Genomic DNA, 24187 nt, shown 5'->3' with positions numbered 1-24187 from the left:
CGTCAATCCCTTCCGCATGACTTGTTGACTCCGCGTCTACGTGTGAGCCTGCGGTGTATGCCGACCCATGACCTGTACGCCAACGACCCCGGAGACTCCCTCTGGCAGGTGCCCGCCACGGGCGCGGCACGCTTCAACTGGGAGTACGACGCCGGCCGCGACCGCCTGCTCGCCCTGTACCAGAAGGGCAAGGACAAGCAGTGGGACGGGCAGAAGCGCATCGACTGGGATCTGGAGGTGGATCCGTACGACCCGCTCGGTACGCCCGAGGAGTCCATGGCCCTGTACGGCACGCCGTACTGGGACAGGATGACCGACCGGGACAAGGGCGAGCTGCGCCGGCACTACGCCTCCTGGCAGTTCAGCCAGTTCCTGCACGGCGAGCAGGGCGCGATGATCTGCGCCGCGCGCATCGTGGAGTCGGTGCCCGACCTGGACGCCAAGTTCTACTCCGCGACCCAGACCATGGACGAGGCCCGGCACGCCGAGATATACGGCCGGTTCCTGCACGAGAAGGTCGGCCTCGTCTACCCGATCAACGACAATCTGCAGGCCCTGCTCGGGGACACGCTGCGCGACAGCCGCTGGGACATGCCGTACCTGGGCATGCAGGTGCTCATCGAGGGCCTCGCGCTGGCCGCCTTCGGAATGATCCGGGACACCACCACCAAGCCGCTGCCCCGGCAGATACTGGCCTACGTCATGCAGGACGAGGCCCGGCACGTCGCCTTCGGCCGGATGGCCCTGCGGGACTACTACAAGCAGCTCACCGACGCCGAACTGCGCGAGCGCGAGGAGTTCGTCATCGAGGGCTGCTATCTGATGCGCGACCGGCTGCGCGGCGAGGAGGTGCTGGAGAACTTCGGCATCCCGAAGGCCGAGGCGGCGGAGCTGAGCGAGCACTCCGAGTTCCTCCAGCTCTTCCGCAAGCTGCTGTTCAGCCGCATCGTGCCGTGCGTCAAGGACATCGGCCTGTGGGGCGAGCGGCTCCAGCGGGCCTATGTGGACATGGGGGTGTTCGAGCTGGGTGACGCCAGCCTCGACCTGCTCATGGCCCAGGACGAGGAAACGGCCGAGCAGTTGGACGCGGAGCGCTTCGCGGCCGAGGAGCGCGAGCGGGTGGCGGAGGTCCGCGAGGCCGTCGACGCGGGGGCGGCCGAGGACTGAGCCCGCGGGCTGCGGTGGCGGGGAGGGCGACCCAGGTGGAGTAGCGTGCTGGCGTGTCCATGCCTCCGCCCCCGCAGCAGCCGCAGCCGTCGTACGGGCCGCAGTCTCCCTATGGCCAGCCCCCGTACGGCCCGCCGCCGCAGCCTGCCCCCGGCCCGTACGGCTCCCCGTACCCGCCGCAGCAGCCGTACCCGCCGCAGTCCTACCCCCAGCAGCCGTACCCGGCCTGGGGGGCGCCGCCCATGGCGGCGCCGCCGAGGAAGCGCCGGGTCGGGCTGATCCTGGGGATCGTGGGCGGTGTCGTCACGCTCGTCGTCGTCGGGTTCGTCCTGCTCGGGGCGGTGCTCAGCAGCGGCTTCCCTGCGGCGAAGAACCAGCTCACGCTGCCGAAGACGCTGGTCGGCGGGAGGTTCCAGCTGTCCCAGGACCTCTCCGACTCCGAGGGCAAGAAGATCGAGGACGAGGCCGACGGCGCCTGGGACGCCAAGGACGTCCACGCCGTGATCGCCTCGTACACCCTGAACGGCGACGCGAGCCAGGGCACCCTGGCGGTGTCGGGCATGTACGGCCGGTTCAGGAACGCCGACGGGGCCCGCGTCGACATGCTGAAGGGCGCCTCCGAGGCGGACGGCATGACGGTGGCGGTGGCGCGCAAGGACTTCACGAACAGCGGTTCGCCCACGGTCAGCTGTGAGGTGCTGACGCAGCAGCGGGCCGGCGCGACCGTGACCTACCCCGCGTGCGCCTGGAACGACGGCAACACGGGGGCCATGGTCGCCTCGGTCACCCCCAAGTCGGCCACGCAGGACCCGGCCCGGGTGGACCTCGCGTTCTACGCGAAGCTCACCCTCCAGGTCCGCTCGGAGATGATCAGGCCGATCGGCTGACCGTCCCGGTCTCCCGCGGCGCCGGGAACGACGTGCGCAGCGTGAAGGCGTACGGCGTCGGGCCGTGCGCCCGCAGGTGCAGCAGCCGGTCCTCCGCCTCGGCGACCGTCGGGCGGTGGCCGGCCGGCACCCACCACAGCACGGCCGTGGCCTCCTCCAGCTTCTCGAACCAGTCCCGCCGCCGGGCCAGCAACTCCCGGTGCTGCCCCTGGTACATGAACGCCGTCAGCGCGTTCGTGTCCCGCCAGGTCGACATGTTGATGATGAGCCACTCGTCACCGAGGACCGGGATGTCGGTGGCGTTGCCGGAGTCGCTCTGCAACCGCCAGACGAACCCGTCCGCGGCGTCCGCCACCGCGTTCACCGGGTCGAGCGCGTCGACGAAGTCCTTCAACTCGGGCGAGTCCAGTGGGAACTTGAGGCGGGCGATGTTGACTTCGGTGAGTTCGTACGTGGGTGTCGTATGCGGCATGACCGAACGGTAGGTCGGCCGCGGCCGTCCTCGGAACCCCCCGTCTCACCCCCCGAGCACCGCCCGCATCACGTCCCGCGCGATCGGTGCCGCGTCCCCGCCGCCGCTGATCTCGCCCCGGTCCGCCGAGGCGTCCTCCACCACCACCGCGACCGCCACCTGCGGCTCCAGGGTGTTGTCGGCCTGCGCCCAGGACACGAACCAGGCATAGGGCACACCGGAGTTGCCGACCCCGTGCTGCGCGGTGCCGGTCTTGCCGCCGACCAGGGCGCCGGGGATGGCCGCCCGGGTGCCGGTGCCCTCCTGGACCACGCCCGCCATCAGCTCCCTGAGCCGCCTGGCCGTCGGCGGGCTCATCACCTGCCGCGCCGGATGCGCCCCGTTCCCGGAGAGGATCTCCCCGCTGTGCCCGGTGGTCCGCTCGACCAGGTAGGGGGAGTGCAGCAGGCCGCCGTCGGCGACGGCCGCCGCGACCATCGCCATCTGCAGGGGCGTGGCCCGCGTGTTGTACTGCCCGATCGACGACAGTGCCAGCTGCGCCCGGTCCACGCGCGGGTCGAAGGTGCTGGGCGCGACGCCGAAGGGGATGCGCACGCCCGCGTCGTTGAAGCCGAACGCCTGCGCCATGGCCACCATGTCGCGCGCCCCGACGTCCACGCCGAGCTTGGCGAACACCGTGTTGCAGGACCACTCGAAGGCCGCCCGCAGCGAGGCGTTCTCACAGCCGTCGGCCTCGTTGGTCAGCCGCGTCGTGGTGCCCGGCAGCCGGTAGGGGTCGGGGGAGTCGGTGTCCGCGTCCAGGTCGGTGACGACGCCCGCGTCCAGCGCCGCCGCGGCGGTGACCACCTTGAACGTCGAGCCCGGCGGATAGGTCTGCCGTACCGCCCGGTTGAGCATCGGCTTCTCCGGGTCGTGGCTCAGCCGCTCCCACGCCGAGGTCACCGCCTCGCCGTTGCCGGACAGCTGCCCGGGGTCGTACGACGGGCTCGACACCAGCGCCAGGACGCGGCCCGTGGCCGGTTCGATCGCGGCGACCGCGCCCTTGCGCCCGGCGAGCCCCCGGTACGCGGCTTCCTGCGCGGTCCGGTTCAGGGTCGTGACGACGTTCCCGGCCGGGCTGGGCCTGCGTGTCATGTCCTGCCACAGCGGCAGCGGCGCCAGCAGCGGATCGGTGCCGGAGAGCACCCCGTCCGCGGCGTGCTCCAGGAACGTGGTGCCGTACAGCTGCGAGGCGAAGCCGGTCACCGGGGCGTACAACGGGCCGTTGCGGTAGGCGCGTTCGTAGCGCAGCTGCTCGCCGGTGTCGTTGGACCCGGTGACCGGCTCGCCGCCGACCAGGATGTCGCCGCGCGGCTGGCCGTAACGGGCGATCGCGGCACGGCGGTTGGCCGGGTTGGCGTCGTACACGCGCGACTGCACCACCTGCACCCGGGCGGCGTTGAGCAGCAGGGCCGCGAGCAGCAGCGCGCAGAACCCCCAGGCGCGACGGATGTACCGGGCCATGGGCCGCCCGCCGTCGGGCAGGCCGGCGCGGTCGGGGTGGCGGCCGGGATCGCTCACGGGGCCTCCCGCCCGTCGTACTGGCTGCGTGCCGAGTCGCTGACCCGGATCAGCAGGGCCACGATCGCCCAGTTGGTGACCACCGAGGAGCCGCCCTGGGCGAGGAACGGCATCGCCATGCCGGTCAGCGGGATCAGCCCGGTCACCCCGCCCGCGATCACGAACACCTGGAGCGCGAGCAGCGAGGCGAGTCCGACGGCGAGGAGCCGGCCGAACGGTTCGCGCAGGGCGAGCCCGGCCCGGAAGCCGCGCTCCACGAGCAGGGCGTACAGCAGGAAGGTCGCCGCGAGCCCGGCGAGCCCCAGTTCCTCGCCCGCCGTCGCCAGGATGAAGTCCGACTTGACGGCGAAGCCGATCAGCACGGAGTGCCCGAGCCCGAGCCCGGTGCCGGTCACCCCGCCGGCCGCGAACGCGAACAGCGACTGGGACAGCTGGTTGGGCCCGTTCCCGGCGTCGATCGTGTGGAACGGATACAGCCAGTCCTCGATCCGCCCGGCCACGTGCGGCTCGAACCGCCCGACGGCATCGGCGCCCAGCACCGCCAGCAGCAGCCCGACCGCGATCCACCCCGTCCGCCCGGTGGCGACGTACAGCAGCACCACGAACAGCCCGAAGAACAGCAGCGAGGTGCCGAGGTCCCGCTCCAGGACCAGCACGCCGACGCTCAGCAGCCAGATCGTCACGATCGGGCCGAGCACCCGCCCGGTCGGGAACTGGAGCCGCCACAGCCGGCGGCCCGTGTACGCGAGCGCGTTGCGGTTGGCGGCCAGGTACGCGGCGAAGAACACCGCGAGCAGCACCTTCGCGAACTCGCCGGGCTGGATCGAGAATCCGGCGATCCGCAGCCAGATGCGGGCCCCGTTGACGGCCGGGAAGAGGATCGGCAGCGCGAGCAGCACGAGGGCCGCGGCCCCGAACACGTACGCGTACCGCTGGAGCACCCGGTGGTCGCGCAGCAGCAGCACGACGACGGTGAACAGCCCGATCCCGAGCGTGGACCACACCAGCTGGGCGGGTGCCGCGTGATCGTGCGGGGTCTCCAGGTCCAGCCGGTAGATCAGGACCAGGCCGAGCCCGTTGAGCAGTACGCCGATCGGCAGCGGCAGCGGATCGGCGTACGGCGCCCGCAGGCGTACGGCGAGATGTGCGACCAGGGCGAGCCCCCCGAGCCCGGCGCCGTAGCCGAGGGCGCCGGGCGGGACGGTGCCGGTCCGGGCGAGCCCCACCGCGCAGTAGCCGTACACGCACAGCAGGACGGCCAGGACGATCAGGGCGAGTTCGAAGCCACGGCGCCGGGGGAGGCGTACGGCGGGGGCGGGGCTCCGCGCCGCCGCCAGGGTGGTTCCGGCCTTGGTCATGCCCGGAACCTACCCGTATGGGGCGTCTTGTGGGCTGTGCCCACTAACACGAGCGCGGCACGGGGCCGACGTTGGCGATGTAGCGCGCCGACCCCCAGGCCCAGGTGCCGTTCGTCAGCAGGTACCAGACCGGGTTGCCGCGCACGGCGTCACCGGAGGTCTTGCAGTAGATGGAGACCTGCTCGCCCTGCTTGACGAACCGCACCTGCCGGTTGCTGCGGTCCGGCCGCTCCCGCAGCCAGATGCCGCCCTTGGCGGTGACGACACCTCGGTAGTGCCCGAGGCCCTCCTCGCCCCCCTTGCCGCCGGCGCTGGCGGGGGCGATGGAGGCGGTGGCGAGGAGGGCGCCGGCGGCGGCCGCTACGGCGAGTGATCGGGTGAGGGAACGGGGCAGGGACATGTGAGCCTCCTGAAAAGGGGCGAAACCTTACTGTTCGCCACATTACGAGGCGTCAGGCGGCCCAGCCCGGCACGACGCTCTCTCAGAGGCCCGGGGATTCGTCCACCGGGAGGATCAGCGTGGCCACCGCGCCCCCGTCCACCGCGTTGCCGAACGCCAGCCGCGCGCCCAGGACCTCCGCCTGGCCCAGGGCGATGGTGAGCCCCAGCCCGTGCCCCGTGGCCCCGCCCTCCGTGCGGAACCGCTGCGGGCCATGGGCGACCAGGTACTTCGGATACCCGCTCCCGTGGTCCCGCACCGTCACCACCGGCCCGTCCACCGTCAGCACCACCGGCAGCCCGCCGTGCTTGTGCGCGTTGGCCACCAGGTTCCCCAGCACCCGCTCCAGCCGCCGCCGGTCGGTGTCCACCCGCGCGCCCCGGACGATCCGCACCTGCGTGTCGGTGCCCGACGCCCGCACCACCCGCCGGGCCAGCGCACCCAGCTCCTCGGTGCCCACCTCCAGCTTCTCCCGCCCGGTGTCGAGCCGGGAGATCTCCAGCAGGTCCTCGGTGAGGGTGCGCAGCGCCGCCACCCGGTCCCGCACCAGCTCGGTCGGCCGGCCCGGCGGCAGCAGCTCCGCGGCCGCGTGCAGCCCGGTCAGCGGGGTGCGCAGCTCGTGCGCCACGTCCGCCGTGAACCGCTGCTCGCTCAGCAGCTTGCTCTGCAGCGTGGAGGCCATCGTGTCCAGGGCCGCCGCGACCGCGGCCACCTCGTCCTGCGGCCGGGAGGAGTCCTTGCTGAGCGGGTCGTCCACGCGCGCGTCCAGGTCGCCGGTGCTGATCCGCCGGGCCACGCGCGCGGTGGCGTGCAGCCGCCGGGTCACCCGGGTCACCGCGAACACGCCGACCAGCACGGTCACCCCGATCGCGAGCACCGACGACCACAGGATCGAGTTGTCGAGCCCGGTGATCGTCCGGGCCTGCTGCGAGTAGTCCAGCTCCACCGCCAGCGCCCGGTGCCCGGCCACCGGGCCCGCCGCCCACATGGTCGGGTGCCCCCGGTGCGTGGAGACCATCGTGCCCCGCTGCCCGGCCGCCGCCAGCGACCGCAGCGGCGCGGGCAGCCCCTCGGGGTCCACACCGGCGTCCGGCAGCGGCGTGTCCCCGGCCTCGTACGTCTGGGTGGCGTCGTCGAGCCGGGACAGCGCCTGCTCGCGGGCCTGGTTGACGGTCCGGTCGGTCACCGAGACGTGCACCAGGACGCCGAGCAGCGCGGCCAGCGCACAGCACATGACCATGATGAACACGGCCGCCTTCACGGCGAGCGGACCGGCCCACCGCGGCAGACCGGGCTTCACGGGGTGCCCGCCGAGGGGGTGGCCGCGGAGGAGGTGCCCGCCGAGGAGGTGCCCGCCGAGTGGGTGGCCGACGGGGACGGGGAGGGTGTGGCGGACCGGGACGGCTTCGTGGTCTTGCGCCCGTCACCGGTGTGCAGGTACTCGTCCCGCGAGAACACCATCGCGCGCTGCCCGGGGTCCCACACCCAGGTCGTGCGGTACTCGTAGCCGGAGATGTCCGCCGGTGAGCGCTCGATCAGCGCCCGCCCCGCCAGCTCCACCCCGAGGATCGCGTCGTTGTCGGCCAGCACCTGCACCAGCCGGTGCTTCTCGACCGTGTAGACCCGTACCGCCGTCTGGTTGGTCGGGTAGAGCCGGAAGCCGAGCGTCAGGTCGTCCCTGCCGTCGCCGGTGAGGTCGCGGTAGTACGGCTTGAGCAGCGGGCAGCGCGTCCCGTCGCCGCCGGGCCGGCAGTCCTTCAGCCGGTCCACCGTCCCGTGGTACGCCCCCTTCGACCCGTAGTCGTCCGGCTCCGCCTTGATCTCCGCCTCGACCACGTCGACCGGGTCCACCTTGTGGATGTCGTCTCCGGGGACCTTGACGCCCTTGACGATCGACCGGGTCGACACGGCGTAGGGGTAGGCCGGGCTGGACGCCGGCCGGAGGTCGGGCCAGAGCTTGGCGGGGCTGACCGCCGTCGGGGTCGCCCCGGCGGCCCGCAGCCCGCCGCGGTCCCCGCAGCCCGATGCCGTCACCGACAGCAGGGCGACGGCGACCGCGGCGAGGGCGATACGCGCGGGACGGCGGACTGGCACGGGGCTCCTGGGGCGGTCGAACGGACGAACGGGTGGACGAACGGAGGTGCGAACGAGTGGACGGACGGGTGGGCGGACGGGCGGGTCGGGGCCGAGGGGGCCGGACGGAGCCCCGTACAACCTTATGCGCAGTCTCGTATTGCTCGTAATTTTGTAGGGAAGTCCTTTTTGTTCCCCGGAGGTGGTGCTGGGCAGAGGTTACTCGGCCAGTTCTTCGAGCAGCCGGACGGTCGGCAGTCCCGCACGCAGGTACTCCACGAACAGCTCGTTGTGCAGCGCCCAGGCCGAGCGGCGGGCCCGGATCAGCTGGATCACCTCGTCGGGCGAGGAGTGGCCGCGCTGGACCAGGGCGTGGGCGACGACCAGGCCCGAGCGGTTGTACCCGTGGTAGCAGCGCACGAGCACCCGGCGCCCGGAGTCCAGCGCCTCGTTCGCCGCGCGGGCCAGCCGCATCACCCCGGCGAGCTGCGTTCCGTCCAGCGGACCGTCGGGAATCGGCCACACATGGTGCTCGACCCCCGGATCGGGGCCGTGGCCCGGCAGCCGTAACAGCGTCTGCACCACGTCGAACTCGTCCCGCACCACGACGGGCTCCGCCCGCCCGGAACGGCCCCTGACCTCGTGCCCGCCCATCCACAGGCCGGGCACGATCTCGCTCCACGGACGCTCCGGAGCCGGTACGGCGGGCTGCCTCCCGCGGATCCGCAACGGCGCCTCCCCAACTCCCCTGCACAGGGCCGTCCTCCAGGGCCTTTCTTCAAGGTAACCGGTCTTGCCCCCGGAGCACCCCGCCTGTTCCCATGGTCGAGGGGTGATGGCGCATGAACGCACTGCGCGTGGTGCCGGCCTGTCGGCACGGCCGGGAGAGGCTGTACGTCTGCCGCCCGGACGGCAGCAACGTCGCCTGGTACGACCGGGAGGCGGGCCGGGTGAACCTGCTCGGCGAGGACAGCAGGGACGACGTACTCCACGCCCTGAAACCCTTTCTGACCGGCCCGGTGACCGTGGGCCCGCCCCCGGTCCCGACCCCGGCCGAACTGGCCCGGCTGACCCTGCACCCCGACGACGACCTGGCGCCCAACCGCCCCGGCGAGGCCCTCCTCGTCGCCCTCGACCGTGACCCCGGCCCCGCCCGCCGGCTGCGCCCCGACCCGCGCCGCCGCGCCCTGGCCGCCGAGCAGACCGTCGGCCAGGCCCTCGACGCCCTGGAGGGCGCCGGCTGGCACACCCTGCACTCCCTCGCGCTGCCCGGCGGCGACCGCATCCACCATCTGCTGCTCGGCCCCGGCGGCGTCTTCACCGTCCACGCCCTGTACGCCCGCAAGGCCCGGATCCTGGTCGCCGACCCCATGGTCACCGTCGGCCGCCGTGATCCCGAGCCCCTCCTGCGCCGCCTGCGCGCGGACGCCGACCGCGCCTCCTACGCCCTGACCGCCGAGGTCCGCCCGGTCCTGGCCCTCGCGGGCCCCGCCGAGGTGACGGTCACCGCCCGGCCGCGCACGGTACGGATCCTCCAGGACACCGACCTGGCGGAGCTCGCCCGGCTGGGCGGGGTGCTGAAACCGGCGGACGTGGAGGCCCTGCACGGCATGGCACGGGACCGGAACACGTGGGGGAGGGTGTAGACACCGACGGTCACCCGGGCAGCGGGGCCGCCGCCTCCGGGTCCAGCAGGGGTGCCATCAGCTCGCCGAGGTCCCGCAGGCGCGGGGCGATGTCCCGAGCCTGGAACTCCAGCTGGGACGGGCTGCGGCAGTCCGCGACCTCGCCCCAGGTGACCGGAGCGGAGACGAGCGGCGTGGGGCGGGCACGCAGGGTGTAGGGCGTGGCCGTGGTCTTGCGCGCGGCGTTCTGGCTCCAGTCGACGAACACCTTGCCCGGCCGCAGGCTCCTGGTCATCCGGTGCACCACCAGCCGGGGCATGGCCCGCTCCGCCTCGACGGCGAGCGCCCTGGCGTACTCGCTGGTCCGCTCCGCGGACGAGCCCCGCACGGCGGCCAGCAGATGCAGCCCCTTCGACCCGGCGGTCTTCGGGTACGCCTCGATCCCGTCCGTCGCGAGCCGCTCGCGCAGCCACAGGGCCACCTCGCAGCAGTGGACGAGATGGGCGGGCGGCCCCGGATCGAGATCGAACACCAGCCGGTCGGCCTCGTCGGGGCGCTGCACGAGCCACTGGTGCGTATGGAACTCGGTGACGAGGTTCGCGGCCCAGACGAGGCTGGCCAGATCCTGTACGACGACCATCCGGGCCGGCGCCTCCGACCGGGGCACCTCGGCGGTGGTGACCCACTCGGGCGTACCCGGCGGCACGTTCTTGGTGAAGAACACCTGCCCCTCGGGCCCGTCCGGATAGCGCAGGAAGGACACGGCCCGGTCGCGCAGATGCGGCAGCAGCGCGTCGGCGCTGGTCGCGTAGTAGTGCACCAGCTCCGCCTTGGTGAAACCGGTCCGCGGATAGAGCACCTTCTCCAGGTTGCTGAGCGCGACCCGCCGTCCCGCCACCTCTGTGATAGGCGTCATAAGATGACAATCCCAGAAAAACCGGCAAAACCTTTGCAGGTATCGAAACCGTCGGAAGGGTGCGGCACGTGCGGTCGATATGGAACGGCGCGATCTCCTTCGGTCTCGTCAGCATCCCGATCAAGCTGGTGAACGCCACGGAGAGCCACTCGGTCTCCTTCCGCCAGATCCACACCGAGGACGGCGGCCGCATCCGCTACCGCAAGGTCTGTGAACTGGAGGACCGCGAGGTCAGCGGCGCGGAGATCGGCAAGGGCTACGAGGACGCGGACGGCACGATCATCCCGATCACCGACGACGACCTCTCCCACCTCCCCATCCCCACCGCCCGCACGATCGAGATCGTGGCCTTCGTACCGGCCGACCGGATCGACCCGCTCCAGATGGACGCGGCGTACTACCTGGCCGCGAGCGGGGCCCCGGCCGCGAAGCCGTACGTCCTCCTCCGCGAGGCCCTCAAGCGCAGCAACAAGGTGGCCATCGCGAAGTACGCCCTGCGCGGCCGCGAACGCCTCGGCATGCTGCGGGTGGTCGGCGACGCCATCGCCATGCACGGCCTGCTCTGGCCGGACGAGGTACGCCCCCCCGAGGGCGTCGCCCCGGACCTCGACGTCACCGTCCGCGACAAGGAACTCGACCTCGCCGACGCCCTCATGGACACCCTGGGCGAGGTCGACCTGGCGGACCTGCACGACGAGTACCGGGAGGCCCTGGAGGAGGTCATCGCCGCGAAGGCCTCCGGCGAGGCCCCGCCGCAGACCCCGGCCCCGGCGGCCGGCGGCAAGGTCCTCGACCTGATGGCGGCGCTGGAGAGCAGCGTGCGAGCGGCCCGCGAGTCCCGCGGCGAACCCCCCTCGGACGTCGACGCGGAGGTCAGACGCCTGCCGCGCAAGACCGCCGCCGCCCAGAAGAAGACCCCTGCCGCCAAGAAGTCGGCGACCGCGAAGAAGCCGGCGGCCAAGTCCACCGCGAAGAAGACCGCGAAGCCGACGACGAAGAAGACCACGTCCCGCAAGCGCTCGGCCTAGGCCCGCACCGCTGCCCGGCAACGGACCTGAGCCGCACAACGGGCCTGAGCCGCACACAAAAAACCCCGCCCAGCGAACTCGCTGACGGCGGGGTCTTTCGGCACTTCCTGCGAAGTGCCCCCGGCAGGATTCGAACCTGCGCACACGGCTCCGGAGGCCGTTGCTCTATCCCCTGAGCTACGGGGGCGTGTCGGCTGTTGAGCGCTTCGCTCGTGGCGACGGGTAGAACACTAGCAGGTCCGGCGGGGTGATCAGGAACCCGTTTACGGAGGTGGGGAACGGGGCCCGGTGGGGCCGGTGTGCGGTGCTCGGTGGAACGGGTCCCCTGTACGGGGCGGAAGTGGGGAAAACCCGGACGCGGCGGCCGGTCCGGACCTACTCTCGACGTGTGTCAGGCGCCTCGGGTCGGGTGCTTGTTGTGGACGACAACAAGGTCATCCGGCAGCTGATCAGGGTCAATCTCGAGCTGGAAGGGCTCGAGGTCGTGACCGCGGCCGATGGTGCCGAGTGTCTGGACGTGGTGCACCAGGTGCGGCCCGATGTCGTGACCCTCGATGTCGTCATGCCCCGGCTGGACGGCCTGCGCACGGCGGCCCGGCTGCGCGCCGATCCCCGTACGCACCGTCTGCCGCTCGCCATCATCAGCGCGTGCACGCAGTACGAGGTCGAGAGCGGCCTCGACGTCGGTGTCGACGCCTTCCTCGCCAAGCCCTTCGAGCCGGCCGACCTGGTCCGGCTCGTCAAGCAGCTCATCCAGCGCGGGGACGGCCGCGGGGGAGCGGGGTACAGGGGAGGCGGCGGGCGCCACGGCGGCGCGGACGGGGGCGGCGACGGCGAGAGCGACGCAGACGAGGAACAGGGCGGGGGCGGGGAGGGCGGCGGCGCCGACGGTCTTCCCGGCCACCCGGTCTCCTACGGCGGCCGGGTCCAGAAGTGACGGACGTTCATGGGCGGGTGGGTCTCGTACGGGCGGGTGGGTCTCGCGTGCGCGGCCGTCGGGTCTTCGTGCCCGGTGAGCTGGGGCGTCGTCCGTTCCTCCGTCCCGAAACCCCCTAAATCCCCCGCCCGTCCCACAGTGAGAAACCACGTCGCATACCCACCCCCTCCCTCCCCTACGCTTGTCCCGTGACCCCCGTCGAGTTGTCCCGCACCGTGCTGCACGCGGTGCGTCGTGCTGTCGATGACGGGGAGCTGAGTGTGACCGTGCCCGAGCGGGCCGTGGTGACCGCGCCGGGGCCCGGAGGGTGCGGGGACTACGCCACGACCATCGCCCTCCAGCTCTCCCGGCCGGCCGGGCAGCCTTCGCGGCGGGTCGCCGAGATCCTGCTGCCCCGGCTCGCCGACGCCGACGGCATCCGCGACGTCGTCGTCACCGGCCCCGGGTTCCTCAACATCAGCCTCGCCGAGCGGGCGCAGGCCGATCTCGTCACCGCCGTCGTCCGCGAGGTCGGTGCCCGCGGTGCCGCGTACGGGCACGGCGACGCCCTCGCCGGGCGGATCGTCGCGCTGCGCGTGCCGTACGAGGTCCGGGCCGAGGTCGTCGCCGACGCCGTCGTACGGCTGGTCGCCGCACAGGGCGGGCGGGCCACCGTCGAGCACGGCGAGCCCGTCAGTCTGCGGCCCGTGCCCGCGCCGGAGGACCCCGCCCCGCTCGGGGCCGATGCCGCCCGGTGGGCGCTGCTGCATCCCGCGCCGCACGACCGGCCCCGGATCACCGCCGACCATCTCGTCCAGCGGGAGAGCAATCCGCTGTTCCGGGTGCGGTACGCCCACGCGCGTGTCCGGTCCCTCAGCCGCAACGCCGGCCGTCTGGGCTTCGGCGCCGAGCCCGGCCCTCTCGGCCTCGACAGCGACACCGGCTTCGACAGCGGTAGTGCTTCCCGCGAGCTGCTCGCCGCCCTCGTCGAACACCCTCGTATCCTCGCCGCGGCCGCCACCCACCGTGCCCCGGACCGGCTCGCCCGGCATCTCGTCACCGTCGCCGATGCCGCGCTGCCCTTCCTCGCCACCGTGCTCCCCTGCGGCGAGGAGAAACCCTCGGCCGCCCACCGCGCCCGGCTCGCGCTCGCCGAAGCCGCCGGGACGGTGCTGGCCGGCGGCCTGTCCCTGCTCGGCATCGACGCACCCGAACATCTCTGAGGCCGAAGAAGCAGATGCGCCCCGGAGAGAGACAGAGAGTCTGAGAGCCACCGTCATGAGCCGTTCCGCCCATCCCGCCGGGCCCCGTCACGCCGACGTCCTGCCCGAGGGCCACTATTCCGCGCCGCCCGCCGATCTGAACACCCTCGACCACAAGGTGTGGGCCCAGACCGTCGGGCGGGACGCCGACGGGGTCGTCACCGTCGGCGGGGTCGACGTCAAGCAACTCGCCGAGGAGTTCGGTACGCCCGCGTACATCCTCGACGAGGCCGACTTCCGGGCCAGGGCGCGTGCCTGGCGCACCGCCTTCGGGCCCGACGCCGACGTGTTCTACGCCGGCAAGGCCTTCCTCTCGCGTGCCGTCGTGCGGTGGCTCGACGAGGAGGGGCTCAATCTCGACGTGTGTTCCGGCGGGGAGCTGGCCACCGCCCTGTCCGCCGGCATGCCCGCCGAGCGCATCGCCTTCCACGGCAACAACAAGTCCACGGAAGAGATCCGGCGTGCCGTCGAGGCCGGGGTCGGGCGGATCGTGCTCGACTCGTTCCAGGAGATCGTGCGCGTCGCCCACACCGCGCAGTCCCTCGGGACGCGGCAGAAGGTCCAGATCCGGATCACGGTCGGCGTGGAAGCGCACACGCACGAGTTCATCGCCACCGCCCACGAGGACCAGAAGTTCGGGATCCCGCTCGCCGGCGGGCAGGCCGCCGAGGCCGTGCGGCGTGCCCTCCAGCTCGACGGGCTCGAACTGATCGGCATCCACTCCCACATCGGGTCGCAGATCTTCGACATGTCCGGCTTCGAGGTCGCCGCGCACCGCGTGGTGGGGCTGCTCAAGGACGTCCGGGACGAGCACGGCGTCGAACTGCCCGAGATCGATCTCGGGGGCGGGCTCGGCATCGCCTACACCAGCGACGACGATCCGCGCGAGCCGCACGAGATCGCGAAGGCCCTCACCGAGATCGTCACCCGGGAGTGCGAGGCCGCCCGGCTGCGCACTCCCCGCATCTCCGTCGAGCCCGGCCGCGCCATCGTCGGGCCCACCGCCTTCACCCTCTACGAGGTCGGCACCGTCAAGCCGCTCGACGGGCTGCGGACGTACGTGTCCGTCGACGGCGGCATGTCCGACAACATCCGCACGGCGCTGTACGACGCCGAGTACAGCGTCGCCCTCGTCTCGCGCACCTCCACCGCCGAGCCCATGCTCGCCCGCGTGGTCGGCAAGCACTGCGAGAGCGGGGACATCGTGGTCAAGGACGCGTTCCTGCCGGCCGACCTGGCGCCGGGGGACCTCGTCGCCGTACCGGCCACGGGCGCGTACTGCCGGTCCATGGCCAGCAACTACAACCACGTGCTCCGGCCGCCCGTCGTCGCCGTGCGGGACGGGGAGGCCCGGGTGATCGTCCGGCGTGAGACGGAGGAGGACTTGCTGCGCCTCGACGTCGGATAGCCGCGCGCCGGAAGAAACCGTGGCCGGCCGACTGGAAGATCTCCTGTCGGCCGGCCCCGTACAAATGAAATTCATGTCTCACGATCCGGACCAAGGGTAGAAATGCCCGTCCGGTGAGTGAGACTGGTCCAACCGTAGACGGTATGAGGAAACGAGGTCGGATGATGCGTACGCGTCCGCTGAAGGTGGCGCTGCTGGGCTGTGGGGTTGTCGGCTCAGAGGTGGCGCGCATCATGACGACGCACGCCGACGACCTCGCCCAGAGGATCGGTGCCCCGGTGGAGCTGGCGGGCGTCGCCGTACGGCGGCCCGCCAAGGTGCGCGAGGGCATCCCGGCGGAACTCGTCACCACCGACGCCACCGCCCTCGTCAAACGGGGGGACATCGACGTCGTGGTCGAGGTGATCGGCGGCATCGAGCCCGCCCGGTCCCTGATCACCGCCGCCTTCGAGCACGGCGCGTCCGTCGTCTCCGCGAACAAGGCCCTGCTCGCCCAGGACGGCGCCGCCCTGCACGCCGTCGCCGAGGAGCACGGCCGCGACCTGTACTACGAGGCCGCCGTCGCCGGTGCCATCCCGCTGATCCGCCCGCTGCGCGAGTCCCTCGCGGGCGACAAGGTCAACCGGGTGCTCGGCATCGTCAACGGCACCACCAACTTCATCCTCGACAAGATGGACTCGACCGGGGCCGGCTATCAGGAGGCCCTCGACGAGGCCACCGCGCTCGGGTACGCCGAGGCCGACCCGACCGCCGACGTCGAGGGCTTCGACGCCGCCGCGAAGGCCGCCATCCTCGCCGGTATCGCCTTCCACACGCGCGTGCGTCTCGACGACGTCTACCGCGAGGGCATGGCCGAGGTCACCGCCGCCGACTTCCGCTCGGCGAAGGAGATGGGCTGCACCATCAAGCTGCTCGCCATCTGCGAGCGGGCGGCGGACGGGGGCTCCGTCACCGCTCGCGTGCACCCCGCCATGATTCCGCTGAGCCACCCGCTCGCCTCCGTGCGCGGCGCGTACAACGCCGTCTTCGTGGAGTCCGACGCGTCCGGCCAGCTCATGTTCTACGGCCCCGGCGCCGGCGGTTCCCCGACCGCCTCCGCCGTGCTCGGCGACCTCGTCGCCGTCTGCCGCAACCGGCTCAACGGCGCAACGGGGCCCGGTGAGTCGGCGTACGCCGCCCTGCCCGTCTCACCCATGGGCGAGGTCGTCACGCGCTACCACATCAGCCTCGACGTCGCGGACAAACCGGGTGTTCTCGCCCAGGTCGCGACCGTGTTCGCCGAGCACGGGGTGTCGATCGATACGGTGCGCCAGCAGGGCAAGGACGGCGAGGCCTCCCTCGTCGTCGTCACCCACCGGGCCTCGGACGCCTCCCTCTCCGGGACCGTCGAGGCGCTGCGCAAGCTCGACACCGTGCGGGGTGTCGCCAGCATCATGCGGGTTGAAGGAGAGTAACCAGCAATGACCCACCAGTGGCGCGGAATCATCGAGGAGTACCGGGACAGGCTGCCGGTATCCGACACCACGCCGGTCGTGACGCTCCGCGAGGGCGGCACGCCGCTCGTGCCCGCGCAGGTGCTCTCCGAGCGCACGGGCTGTGAGGTCCACCTGAAGGTCGAGGGCGCCAACCCCACCGGCTCCTTCAAGGACCGCGGCATGACCATGGCCATCTCCAAGGCCAAGGAGGAGGGGGCCAAGGCCGTCATCTGCGCCTCCACCGGCAACACGTCGGCCTCCGCCGCCGCGTACGCCGTGCGCGCGGGCATGGTCTCGGCCGTCCTCGTGCCGCAGGGCAAGATCGCGCTCGGCAAGATGGGCCAGGCCCTCGTGCACGGCGCGAAGATCCTCCAGGTCGACGGCAACTTCGACGACTGCCTCACCCTCGCTCGCGCGCTGAGCGAGAACTACCCGGTGGCGCTGGTCAATTCGGTCAACCCGGTGCGGATCGAGGGCCAGAAGACGGCCGCCTTCGAGATCGTGGACATGCTCGGGGACGCGCCCGACATCCACGTCCTGCCGGTCGGCAACGCGGGCAACATCACGGCCTACTGGAAGGGCTACAAGGAGTACGCCGGTGACGGCGTCTCCGCCAAGACCCCCCGGATGTGGGGCTTCCAGGCCTCCGGCAGTGCCCCGATCGTGCGCGGCGAGGTCGTCAAGGACCCCTCGACCATCGCCACCGCCATCCGCATCGGCAACCCCGCCTCCTGGGAGTACGCGCTCGCGGCCCGCGACGAGTCCGGCGGCGCCATCGACGAGGTGACGGACCGTGAAATCCTGCGCGCCTACCGGCTGTTGGCCGCGCAGGAGGGTGTCTTCGTGGAGCCCGCCTCCGCCGCCTCCGTGGCCGGTCTGCTGAAGGCGGCCGAGCAGGGCAAGGTCGACCCGGGCCAGCGGATCGTGTGCACCGTCACCGGCAACGGCCTGAAGGACCCCGACTGGGCCGTCGCCGGCGCCCCGCAGCCGGTCACCGTGCCGGTCGACGCGGCCACCGCCGCCGAGCGCCTCGGCCTGGCCTGAACCCTGGCAAAACCCTGACAGGGTGCACAGGGGGCTTACGACACGCATCGTGCGCCTCCTGTGCGCCCTATGTCGCCACAGAACCTTCCTTCGATAGGCTGTAGGGAACCCGCCCACTGCGTATGCCTGCGCATATGGGTGACGCCGCGCCGTCTGCGCGGCCGGAGGGTCTCCACGCACGTATCGAATGTCATCGAATGTCTTCGACAGTCACGCAGCTCAAGGAGAGTCAACGAGCGATGGCCGGTCCAGCGTTCCGCGCCGCCGCCGTCCGGGTGCGCGTTCCCGCCACCAGCGCCAATCTCGGCCCGGGCTTCGACGCCCTCGGCCTCGCGCTGGGGCTGTACGACGACGTGGTCGTCCGGGTGGCCGACGCCGGGCTGCACATCGACATCGCGGGCGAGGGCAACGAGACCCTCCCGCGCGACGAGAGCCACCTCCTCGTCCGCTCGATGCGTACCGCCTTCGATCTGCTGGGCGGACAGCCCCGCGGCCTGGAAATCGTCTGCGCCAACCGCATTCCGCACGGCCGTGGCCTGGGCTCCTCCTCCGCCGCCATCTGCGCCGGCATCGTCGCCGCCCGCGCGGTGACCATAGGCGGGGAGGCCAGGCTCGACGACGCCGCCCTCCTCGCACTGGCCACCGAGATCGAGGGTCACCCCGACAACGTCGCCGCCTGTCTGCTCGGCGGATTCACCCTGTCCTGGATGGAGGCCGGCGCCGCCCGGGCGATCAGGATGGAGCCCAGCGATTCCATCGTTCCGGTGGTTTTCGTACCCGGAAAGCCGGTCCTGACGGAGACCGCGCGCGGCCTGCTCCCGCGCTCCGTGCCGCATGTCGACGCCGCCGCCAACGCGGGCCGTGCCGCCCTGCTCGTCGAGGCCCTCACCCGGCGCCCCGAGCTGCTGCTGCCCGCCACCGAGGACCGCCTTCACCAGGAGTACCGCGCCCCGGCCATGCCGGAGAGCGCCGCGCTCGTGGAGCGGCTGCGCGCCGACGGCGTCCCGGCCGTCATCTCTGGCGCCGGTCCCACCGTCATGGCGCTGGCCGACGCCGACAGCGCCGACAAGGTCTCTCACCTCGCGGGTGAGGGCTGGGCCGCCAACCGGCTGGACCTGGACGTACAGGGCGCGAGCGTGCTGCCGCTCGCGACCTCCGGTGTTGATTAACTGCGTCCCGTTGCCGGATTTGGAGAGGGGGAATGTTTGTTGGATCCGGTAGTGTTAACCTCAAGTCTGCACCCGACCCCACCATGGCGAGGTGCCTCGTGTCCCCGTCCGGGACAGACATTCTTCCGGGAGCCTCCCACGCCACTCCGTGTTCCTTGCGCCGCACCTGGGCAGTACGACGTATGCGAGCACTGAGCGGGCCGCCGGGCACGCTCCGGAACCGGTGCTACCACGCCACGTGACACTGGGTGCCACGGTCCGCGGAAGCGCCGATCACCGCACATTTCTCTTCCGCCGCTTTGGCGGACCACCGCCCCGGCGCGGTTCACAGAAGACAGGACCGTAGCCGGACAGCACAACCGGTCGCCGAGCCAGACAGGCCGACGTCCGCTCCAGGGAAGGACCCTTCGTGAGCGACACCACCGATCTGATGGGCGCACGTGTCGAGGAGACCGCTGCCGCGCCCGCCACGGACGCCTCCGCGCCTGCCACCGGTGCCGGCTCCCGGCGGCGCCGCGGTACCGGCCTCGAGGGCATGGTGCTGGCCGAGCTGCAACAGGTCGCCTCGGGCCTCGGCATCAGGGGCACCGCGCGGATGCGCAAGAGCCAGCTGATCGAGGTCATCAAGGAGGCGCAGGCCGCCGGTGGGGGTGCCCCCGCCGGGGGAGCCGCCGCCAAGGCCGAGGCCGCCACCGAGACCAAGCCCAAGCGCCGCGCCACCTCCAAGGCCCGTACGGGTGAGGCCGCCGACGGCGACAAGAAGGCCGAGGCTCCGGCCGAGAAGGCCGTGGCCCAGCAGCAGATCGAGATCCCCGGCCAGCCGGCCTCCGACGACGCGCCCACCGAGCGCCGTCGCCGCCGCGCCACCGCCGACGCCGGCAGCCCCACCGCGAGCGGTGCCGAGACGGTCGTCGCCGAGGCGAAGGCCGAGACCAGGACCGAGTCCGCGGTCACGTCGGCTCAGCAGCAGGGCGAGGGCGCCAAGGGCGACGCCGGTGAGGGCGAGGGCCGCGGCCGTCGCGACCGCCGTGAGCGCGGCCGGGACCGCGACCGTCGCGGCAAGGGCGACGAGCAGCAGGGCCAGGGCGGCCGTCAGGACCGTCAGCAGCAGGGCGGTCAGCAGCAGGGCGGCGGCCGGCAGGACCGCCAGGACCGCCAGCGCGACAACGGCCCGCAGGACGACGACGACTTCGAGGGCGGCCGCCGGGGCCGTCGCGGGCGCTACCGCGACCGCCGTGGCCGTCGTGGCCGCGACGAGTTCGCGAACGAGCCACAGCTCGCCGAGGACGACGTCCTGATCCCCGTCGCGGGCATCCTGGACATCCTCGACAACTACGCCTTCATCCGGACCTCCGGCTACCTGCCGGGCCCGAACGACGTGTACGTCTCCCTCGCCCAGGTCCGCAAGAACGGCCTGCGCAAGGGCGACCACGTCACCGGTGCGGTCCGCCAGCCGAAGGAGGGCGAGCGCCGCGAGAAGTTCAACGCGCTGGTCCGCCTCGACTCCGTCAACGGCATGGCGCCCGAACACGGCCGCGGCCGCCCGGAGTTCAACAAGCTGACCCCGCTCTACCCGCAGGACCGGCTCCGCCTGGAGACCGACCCGGGCGTGCTGACGACCCGCATCATCGACCTCGTGTCGCCGATCGGCAAGGGCCAGCGCGGTCTGATCGTGGCCCCGCCGAAGACCGGCAAGACCATGATCATGCAGGCGATCGCCAACGCGATCACGCACAACAACCCCGAGTGCCACCTGATGGTCGTCCTCGTCGACGAGCGTCCGGAAGAGGTCACCGACATGCAGCGGTCGGTCAAGGGCGAGGTCATCTCCTCGACCTTCGACCGTCCGGCCGAGGACCACACCACGGTCGCCGAGCTGGCCATCGAGCGCGCCAAGCGCCTCGTGGAGCTGGGCCACGACGTCGTCGTCCTGCTCGACTCCATCACGCGTCTGGGCCGGGCCTACAACCTGGCGGCGCCGGCCTCCGGCCGCATCCTGTCCGGTGGTGTCGACTCGACCGCCCTGTACCCGCCGAAGCGCTTCTTCGGTGCGGCCCGCAACATCGAGGACGGCGGCTCGCTGACCATCCTCGCCACCGCCCTGGTGGACACCGGGTCCCGCATGGACGAGGTGATCTTCGAGGAGTTCAAGGGCACCGGCAACGCGGAGCTCAAGCTCGACCGGAAGCTCGCCGACAAGCGCATCTTCCCGGCGGTGGACGTGGACGCGTCCGGCACCCGCAAGGAGGAGATCCTGCTCGGTGCCGAGGAGCTGGCCATCACCTGGAAGCTGCGCCGGGTGCTGCACGCGCTCGACTCGCAGCAGGCGATCGAGCTGCTTCTCGACAAGATGAAGCAGACGAAGTCGAACGCCGAGTTCCTGCTGCAGATCCAGAAGACGACACCGATGCCCGGTAACGGCGACTAGGACAAGAGCGTCGGAAAGGTCACAACCGAGATCCCTGCCACAGGGCTCCCGGGCGTCACCCACCAGGAATGACTACACAGAGTGCCCATCGCTGTACGCGGTGGGCACTCTGTGTTGTGCAACTCTGTCCCGAGTTTCTCCGTCTGACCGTACGGAGCGACGATGGAGCGGTGACACCCGCCCGACCCTGAAAGCAGGGGGTACCACCGACCGACGAGACCGAGGAGCGATGTGTCCGCCCAGAGCACGCCGGAGCCCGTCATAGCCGGACCGGACGGGGCAGGTCCCCGCACCGGCAGAGGACGCCGCCGCAAGGTCCCGAGCAAGGGCCGCAGGGCGCTGCGGGTCACGGCCTGGACGGCCGCGGGCGTGGTCGTCCTCGGCGGCACCGGCGCCGGGTACGTCTACTTCAAGCTCAACGGCAACCTCAAGAGCGTCGACATCAACCAGGCGCTCGGTGCCGACCGGCCCACGAAGATCGACAACGGCTCCGAGAACATCCTGGTCCTCGGCTCGGACAGCCGCTCCGGCTCCAACGAGAAGCTCGGCGGCGGCACCGACGACGGCAGCGCCCGCTCCGACACGGCGATGATCGTCCACCTCTACCAGGGCCACAAGAAGGCCAGCGTGGTCTCCGTCCCCCGGGACACCCTCGTCGACCGCCCGGCGTGCACCGACACCGGCGGCACCGCGCACCCGGCCGCGACCGGTGTGATGTTCAACGAGGCGTACTCGACCGGCGGCGCGGCCTGCGCCGTGAAGACCGTCGAGTCGCTCACCGGCATCCGCATGGACCACTACCTGGAGGTCGACTTCGAGGGCTTCCAGCGGCTCATCGACGACCTCGGCGGCGTCCCGGTCACGACCACGAAGAACATCGACGACCCGCGGAGCCACCTGACCCTCCAGGCCGGCACCCACACCCTGAACGGCCGGCAGGCCCTCGGCCTGGTCCGCACCCGGCACGGCGTCGGCGACGGCTCCGACCTGGGCCGCATCCAGCTCCAGCAGGCGTTCGTCAAGGCGCTGATCGACCAGGTCAAGCACGTCGGCGTGTTCAGCGACCCCAAGAAGCTGTACGACCTCGCCGACACCGCCACCAAGGCCGTGACCACCGATTCGGAGCTGGGCTCGGTCAACTCCCTCATCGACTTCGCCAACGGCCTCAAGGGCATCAGCGCGAAGCACATGAACATGGTCACGATGCCGGTCCAGTACGACCCGTCCGACCCCAACCGGGTGGTCCCGGAGACCGCCAAGGCCCAGCAGGTCTGGACCGCCCTGAAGAACGACCGGCCGGTCCCGGCGTCGGCGACGACGGGTACGGCCGCGGGCGAGGCCAAGGGCGTGGTGAGTTCCTGAGGGGTGATCTCCCCCTCTCCCGTCCCCGGCGCCGCCCCCGGGGAATAGCTGGCGGCCACCCCCGGTTTTGGGGGATGGCGCCAGTCCTGGCAGACTGGTACGTCGGCCCCGGTTCACGCTCCCGCATCCCGCGGCGGCGACCCGGCGCCCTCCCGAAACCTAGGAGACACCTTGAAGCGCGACATCCACCCCGAGTACGTCGAGACGCAGGTCAGCTGCACCTGTGGCGCGTCGTTCACCACCCGCAGCACCATCGAGTCCGGCACCATCCGGGCCGAGGTCTGCTCCGAGTGCCACCCGTTCTACACGGGCAAGCAGAAGATCCTCGACACCGGTGGCCGTGTGGCCCGCTTCGAGGCCCGCTTCGGCAAGGCTGCCGCCGGCTCCAAGAAGTAGCGAGCCCCCATTCGCCGGTCCACGGCCACACCCTCACCGGGGTGTGCCCGGGACCGGCGTTTTTGGTCGCCCGCCCTTCCCTTCACCGCAGTACAGGAGCCCAAGATGTTCGAGGCCGTCGAGGAACTCGTCACCGAGCACGGCGATCTGGAGAAGCAGCTCGCCGACCCGTCGGTCCACGCCGACCAGGCGAACGCGCGCAAGCTGAACAAGCGCTACGCCGAGCTGACCCCGATCGTCGCCACGTACCGCTCCTGGAAGCAGACCGGCGACGACATCGAGACCGCGCGCGAACTGGCCGCCGACGACCCCGACTTCGCCGCCGAGGTCAAGGACCTGGAGAAGCAGCGCGAGGAGCTGACCGAGAAGCTGCGTCTGCTGCTCGTCCCGCGCGACCCGAGTGACGACAAGGACGTCATTCTGGAGATCAAGGCGGGCGCGGGCGGCGACGAGTCGGCGCTGTTCGCGGGCGACCTGCTGCGCATGTACCTGCGGTACGCCGAGCGCGTCGGCTGGAAGACCGAGATCATCGACGCCACCGAGTCCGAGCTGGGCGGCTACAAGGACGTCCAGGTCGCGGTGAAGACCAAGGGCGGCCAGGGTGCCACCGAGCCCGGCCAGGGCGTGTGGGCGCGGCTGAAGTACGAGGGCGGTGTGCACCGGGTGCAGCGCGTGCCGGCGACCGAGTCGCAGGGCCGTATCCACACCTCCGCCGCCGGTGTCCTCGTGACCCCCGAGGCCGAGGAGGTGGACGTGGAGATCAACCCGAACGACCTCCGCATCGACGTCTACCGGTCCTCCGGACCGGGCGGCCAGTCCGTCAACACCACCGACTCCGCCGTGCGCATCACGCACCTGCCGACCGGCGTCGTCGCCTCCTGCCAGAACGAGAAGAGCCAGCTCCAGAACAAGGAGCAGGCCCTGCGTATCCTGCGCTCCAGGCTGCTCGCCGCGGCGCAGGAGGAGGCCGAGCGGGAGGCCGCGGACGCCCGCCGCAGCCAGGTCCGCACCGTCGACCGCTCCGAGAAGATCCGCACCTACAACTTCCCGGAGAACCGCATCTCGGACCACCGCGTCGGCTTCAAGGCGTACAACCTGGACCAGGTCCTGGACGGCGACCTCGCCGCGGTGATCCAGGCCTGCGTCGACGCCGACTCGGCGGCGAAGCTGGCAGCCGCGTAACGGCGCCCAGCACCAGCCAG

The 24187-nt window shown here is 71.8% G+C and carries 22 protein-coding genes and 1 tRNA gene; 14 read left to right on the top strand and 9 right to left on the bottom strand.

The window, feature by feature from the left end; all coding sequences use genetic code 11:
* Positions 1-57: 57 nt before the first annotated feature.
* Positions 58-1167 (top strand): ferritin-like domain-containing protein, encoded by a 1110-nt coding sequence (locus tag BIV23_RS40035; RefSeq protein ID WP_071385917.1) that lies wholly within the window; start codon positions 58-60, stop codon positions 1165-1167.
* A gap of 59 nt (positions 1168-1226) precedes the next feature.
* Positions 1227-2054 carry a hypothetical protein gene (locus BIV23_RS40030; RefSeq protein ID WP_342746409.1) on the top strand — a complete coding sequence of 276 codons (828 nt, stop codon included), beginning with the start codon at positions 1227-1229 and terminating at the stop codon, positions 2052-2054.
* Here the strand turns inward: BIV23_RS40030 and BIV23_RS40025 are convergent.
* From BIV23_RS40025 to BIV23_RS39995, 7 genes are all read right to left on the bottom strand, one after another.
* Positions 2038-2526, bottom strand: a complete 489-nt coding sequence (locus tag BIV23_RS40025) for a DUF3291 domain-containing protein (RefSeq protein ID WP_071385915.1) — start codon at positions 2524-2526, stop codon at positions 2038-2040. The two genes, BIV23_RS40030 and BIV23_RS40025, sit on opposite strands and share 17 nt — an antisense overlap.
* A 45-nt stretch (positions 2527-2571) precedes the next feature.
* Complete coding sequence (locus BIV23_RS40020) at positions 2572-4029, bottom strand: penicillin-binding transpeptidase domain-containing protein (RefSeq protein WP_071385928.1); 1458 nt, start codon at positions 4027-4029, stop codon at positions 2572-2574.
* Positions 4030-4082: 53 nt separating this feature from the next.
* Positions 4083-5444: an FtsW/RodA/SpoVE family cell cycle protein gene (locus tag BIV23_RS40015; protein WP_071385914.1), complete on the bottom strand. Its 1362-nt coding sequence runs from the start codon at positions 5442-5444 to the stop codon at positions 4083-4085.
* A gap of 43 nt (positions 5445-5487) precedes the next feature.
* Positions 5488-5844 carry an SH3 domain-containing protein gene (locus BIV23_RS40010; RefSeq protein WP_071385913.1) on the bottom strand — a complete coding sequence of 119 codons (357 nt, stop codon included), beginning with the start codon at positions 5842-5844 and terminating at the stop codon, positions 5488-5490.
* 82 nt (positions 5845-5926) lie between these two features.
* Positions 5927-7183 carry a sensor histidine kinase gene (locus BIV23_RS40005; RefSeq protein WP_071385912.1) on the bottom strand — a complete coding sequence of 419 codons (1257 nt, stop codon included), beginning with the start codon at positions 7181-7183 and terminating at the stop codon, positions 5927-5929.
* Entirely contained in the window at positions 7180-7977 is a 798-nt protein-coding gene (locus BIV23_RS40000) for a hypothetical protein (RefSeq protein ID WP_071385911.1), read from the bottom strand. Before BIV23_RS40000 ends, BIV23_RS40005 begins: the two co-directional genes overlap by 4 nt.
* A gap of 198 nt (positions 7978-8175) precedes the next feature.
* The gene (locus BIV23_RS39995; protein ID WP_177240209.1) at positions 8176-8685 is read right to left on the bottom strand and encodes a protein-tyrosine phosphatase family protein; all 510 of its coding nucleotides are present in this window, start codon (positions 8683-8685) and stop codon (positions 8176-8178) included.
* 113 nt (positions 8686-8798) lie between these two features.
* Here BIV23_RS39995 and BIV23_RS39990 point away from each other — a divergent pair, with 113 nt between their 5' ends.
* Positions 8799-9602: a nuclease-related domain-containing protein gene (locus BIV23_RS39990; RefSeq protein WP_071385909.1), complete on the top strand. Its 804-nt coding sequence runs from the start codon at positions 8799-8801 to the stop codon at positions 9600-9602.
* Positions 9603-9612: 10 nt separating this feature from the next.
* Here the strand turns inward: BIV23_RS39990 and ligD are convergent, their stop codons facing one another.
* Positions 9613-10497, bottom strand: coding sequence for a non-homologous end-joining DNA ligase (gene ligD, locus BIV23_RS39985; protein WP_071385908.1), 885 nt, complete (start codon positions 10495-10497; stop codon positions 9613-9615).
* A 68-nt stretch (positions 10498-10565) separates the two neighbouring features.
* On the opposite strand from ligD, the gene ku reads away from it, so the two are divergent.
* Positions 10566-11525 carry a non-homologous end joining protein Ku gene (gene ku / locus BIV23_RS39980; RefSeq protein WP_071385927.1) on the top strand — a complete coding sequence of 320 codons (960 nt, stop codon included), beginning with the start codon at positions 10566-10568 and terminating at the stop codon, positions 11523-11525.
* 115 nt (positions 11526-11640) lie between these two features.
* Here the strand turns inward: ku and BIV23_RS39975 are convergent.
* Positions 11641-11712, bottom strand: a tRNA-Arg gene (locus BIV23_RS39975).
* Between the two features lie 201 nt (positions 11713-11913).
* Here BIV23_RS39975 and BIV23_RS39970 point away from each other — a divergent pair.
* The 10 genes from BIV23_RS39970 to prfA all read left to right on the top strand — a co-directional run bounded on the left by BIV23_RS39970 (position 11914) and on the right by prfA (position 24167).
* Positions 11914-12462: a response regulator gene (locus BIV23_RS39970; RefSeq protein ID WP_107471411.1), complete on the top strand. Its 549-nt coding sequence runs from the start codon at positions 11914-11916 to the stop codon at positions 12460-12462.
* 188 nt (positions 12463-12650) lie between these two features.
* On the top strand, positions 12651-13664 hold the full coding sequence (gene nrtL / locus BIV23_RS39965; RefSeq protein ID WP_071385906.1) for an ArgS-related anticodon-binding protein NrtL: 1014 nt from the start codon (positions 12651-12653) through the stop codon (positions 13662-13664).
* 55 nt (positions 13665-13719) lie between these two features.
* Positions 13720-15111, top strand: a complete 1392-nt coding sequence (gene lysA, locus BIV23_RS39960) for a diaminopimelate decarboxylase (protein WP_071385905.1) — start codon at positions 13720-13722, stop codon at positions 15109-15111.
* 161 nt (positions 15112-15272) lie between these two features.
* Positions 15273-16565 (top strand): homoserine dehydrogenase, encoded by a 1293-nt coding sequence (locus tag BIV23_RS49290; protein WP_071385904.1) that lies wholly within the window; start codon positions 15273-15275, stop codon positions 16563-16565.
* A 6-nt stretch (positions 16566-16571) separates the two neighbouring features.
* The gene (gene thrC, locus BIV23_RS49285; RefSeq protein ID WP_071385903.1) at positions 16572-17630 is read left to right on the top strand and encodes a threonine synthase; all 1059 of its coding nucleotides are present in this window, start codon (positions 16572-16574) and stop codon (positions 17628-17630) included.
* A 239-nt stretch (positions 17631-17869) separates the two neighbouring features.
* Positions 17870-18799 carry a homoserine kinase gene (thrB, locus tag BIV23_RS39945; RefSeq protein WP_071385902.1) on the top strand — a complete coding sequence of 310 codons (930 nt, stop codon included), beginning with the start codon at positions 17870-17872 and terminating at the stop codon, positions 18797-18799.
* A gap of 409 nt (positions 18800-19208) precedes the next feature.
* Positions 19209-21227 carry a transcription termination factor Rho gene (gene rho / locus BIV23_RS39940; protein WP_071385901.1) on the top strand — a complete coding sequence of 673 codons (2019 nt, stop codon included), beginning with the start codon at positions 19209-19211 and terminating at the stop codon, positions 21225-21227.
* Between the two features lie 231 nt (positions 21228-21458).
* Positions 21459-22589, top strand: coding sequence for an LCP family protein (locus BIV23_RS39935; RefSeq protein WP_071385900.1), 1131 nt, complete (start codon positions 21459-21461; stop codon positions 22587-22589).
* A gap of 171 nt (positions 22590-22760) precedes the next feature.
* Positions 22761-22985: a 50S ribosomal protein L31 gene (gene rpmE, locus BIV23_RS39930; protein WP_019326867.1), complete on the top strand. Its 225-nt coding sequence runs from the start codon at positions 22761-22763 to the stop codon at positions 22983-22985.
* Positions 22986-23090: 105 nt separating this feature from the next.
* Positions 23091-24167 (top strand): peptide chain release factor 1, encoded by a 1077-nt coding sequence (prfA, locus tag BIV23_RS39925; RefSeq protein WP_071385899.1) that lies wholly within the window; start codon positions 23091-23093, stop codon positions 24165-24167.
* Positions 24168-24187: the final 20 nt, after the last annotated feature.

It is taken from the genome of Streptomyces monashensis (genome assembly GCF_001866665.1).
GTDB lineage: Bacteria > Actinomycetota > Actinomycetes > Streptomycetales > Streptomycetaceae > Streptomyces > Streptomyces monashensis.
This window is presented reverse-complemented; position numbering and strand designations above follow the sequence as displayed.

Coding starts and splice junctions, on each gene's coding strand:
- BIV23_RS40035 (WP_071385917.1), top strand. CDS start 58: ATGCCGACCCATGACCTGTACGCCAACGACCCCGGAGACTCCCTCTGG.
- BIV23_RS40030 (WP_342746409.1), top strand. CDS start 1,227: ATGCCTCCGCCCCCGCAGCAGCCGCAGCCGTCGTACGGGCCGCAGTCT.
- BIV23_RS40025 (WP_071385915.1), bottom strand. CDS start 2,526: ATGCCGCATACGACACCCACGTACGAACTCACCGAAGTCAACATCGCC.
- BIV23_RS40020 (WP_071385928.1), bottom strand. CDS start 4,029: ATGGCCCGGTACATCCGTCGCGCCTGGGGGTTCTGCGCGCTGCTGCTC.
- BIV23_RS40015 (WP_071385914.1), bottom strand. CDS start 5,444: ATGACCAAGGCCGGAACCACCCTGGCGGCGGCGCGGAGCCCCGCCCCC.
- BIV23_RS40010 (WP_071385913.1), bottom strand. CDS start 5,844: ATGTCCCTGCCCCGTTCCCTCACCCGATCACTCGCCGTAGCGGCCGCC.
- BIV23_RS39990 (WP_071385909.1), top strand. CDS start 8,799: ATGAACGCACTGCGCGTGGTGCCGGCCTGTCGGCACGGCCGGGAGAGG.
- ligD (WP_071385908.1), bottom strand. CDS start 10,497: ATGACGCCTATCACAGAGGTGGCGGGACGGCGGGTCGCGCTCAGCAAC.
- lysA (WP_071385905.1), top strand. CDS start 13,720: ATGAGCCGTTCCGCCCATCCCGCCGGGCCCCGTCACGCCGACGTCCTG.
- BIV23_RS49290 (WP_071385904.1), top strand. CDS start 15,273: ATGATGCGTACGCGTCCGCTGAAGGTGGCGCTGCTGGGCTGTGGGGTT.
- thrC (WP_071385903.1), top strand. CDS start 16,572: ATGACCCACCAGTGGCGCGGAATCATCGAGGAGTACCGGGACAGGCTG.
- thrB (WP_071385902.1), top strand. CDS start 17,870: ATGGCCGGTCCAGCGTTCCGCGCCGCCGCCGTCCGGGTGCGCGTTCCC.
- prfA (WP_071385899.1), top strand. CDS start 23,091: ATGTTCGAGGCCGTCGAGGAACTCGTCACCGAGCACGGCGATCTGGAG.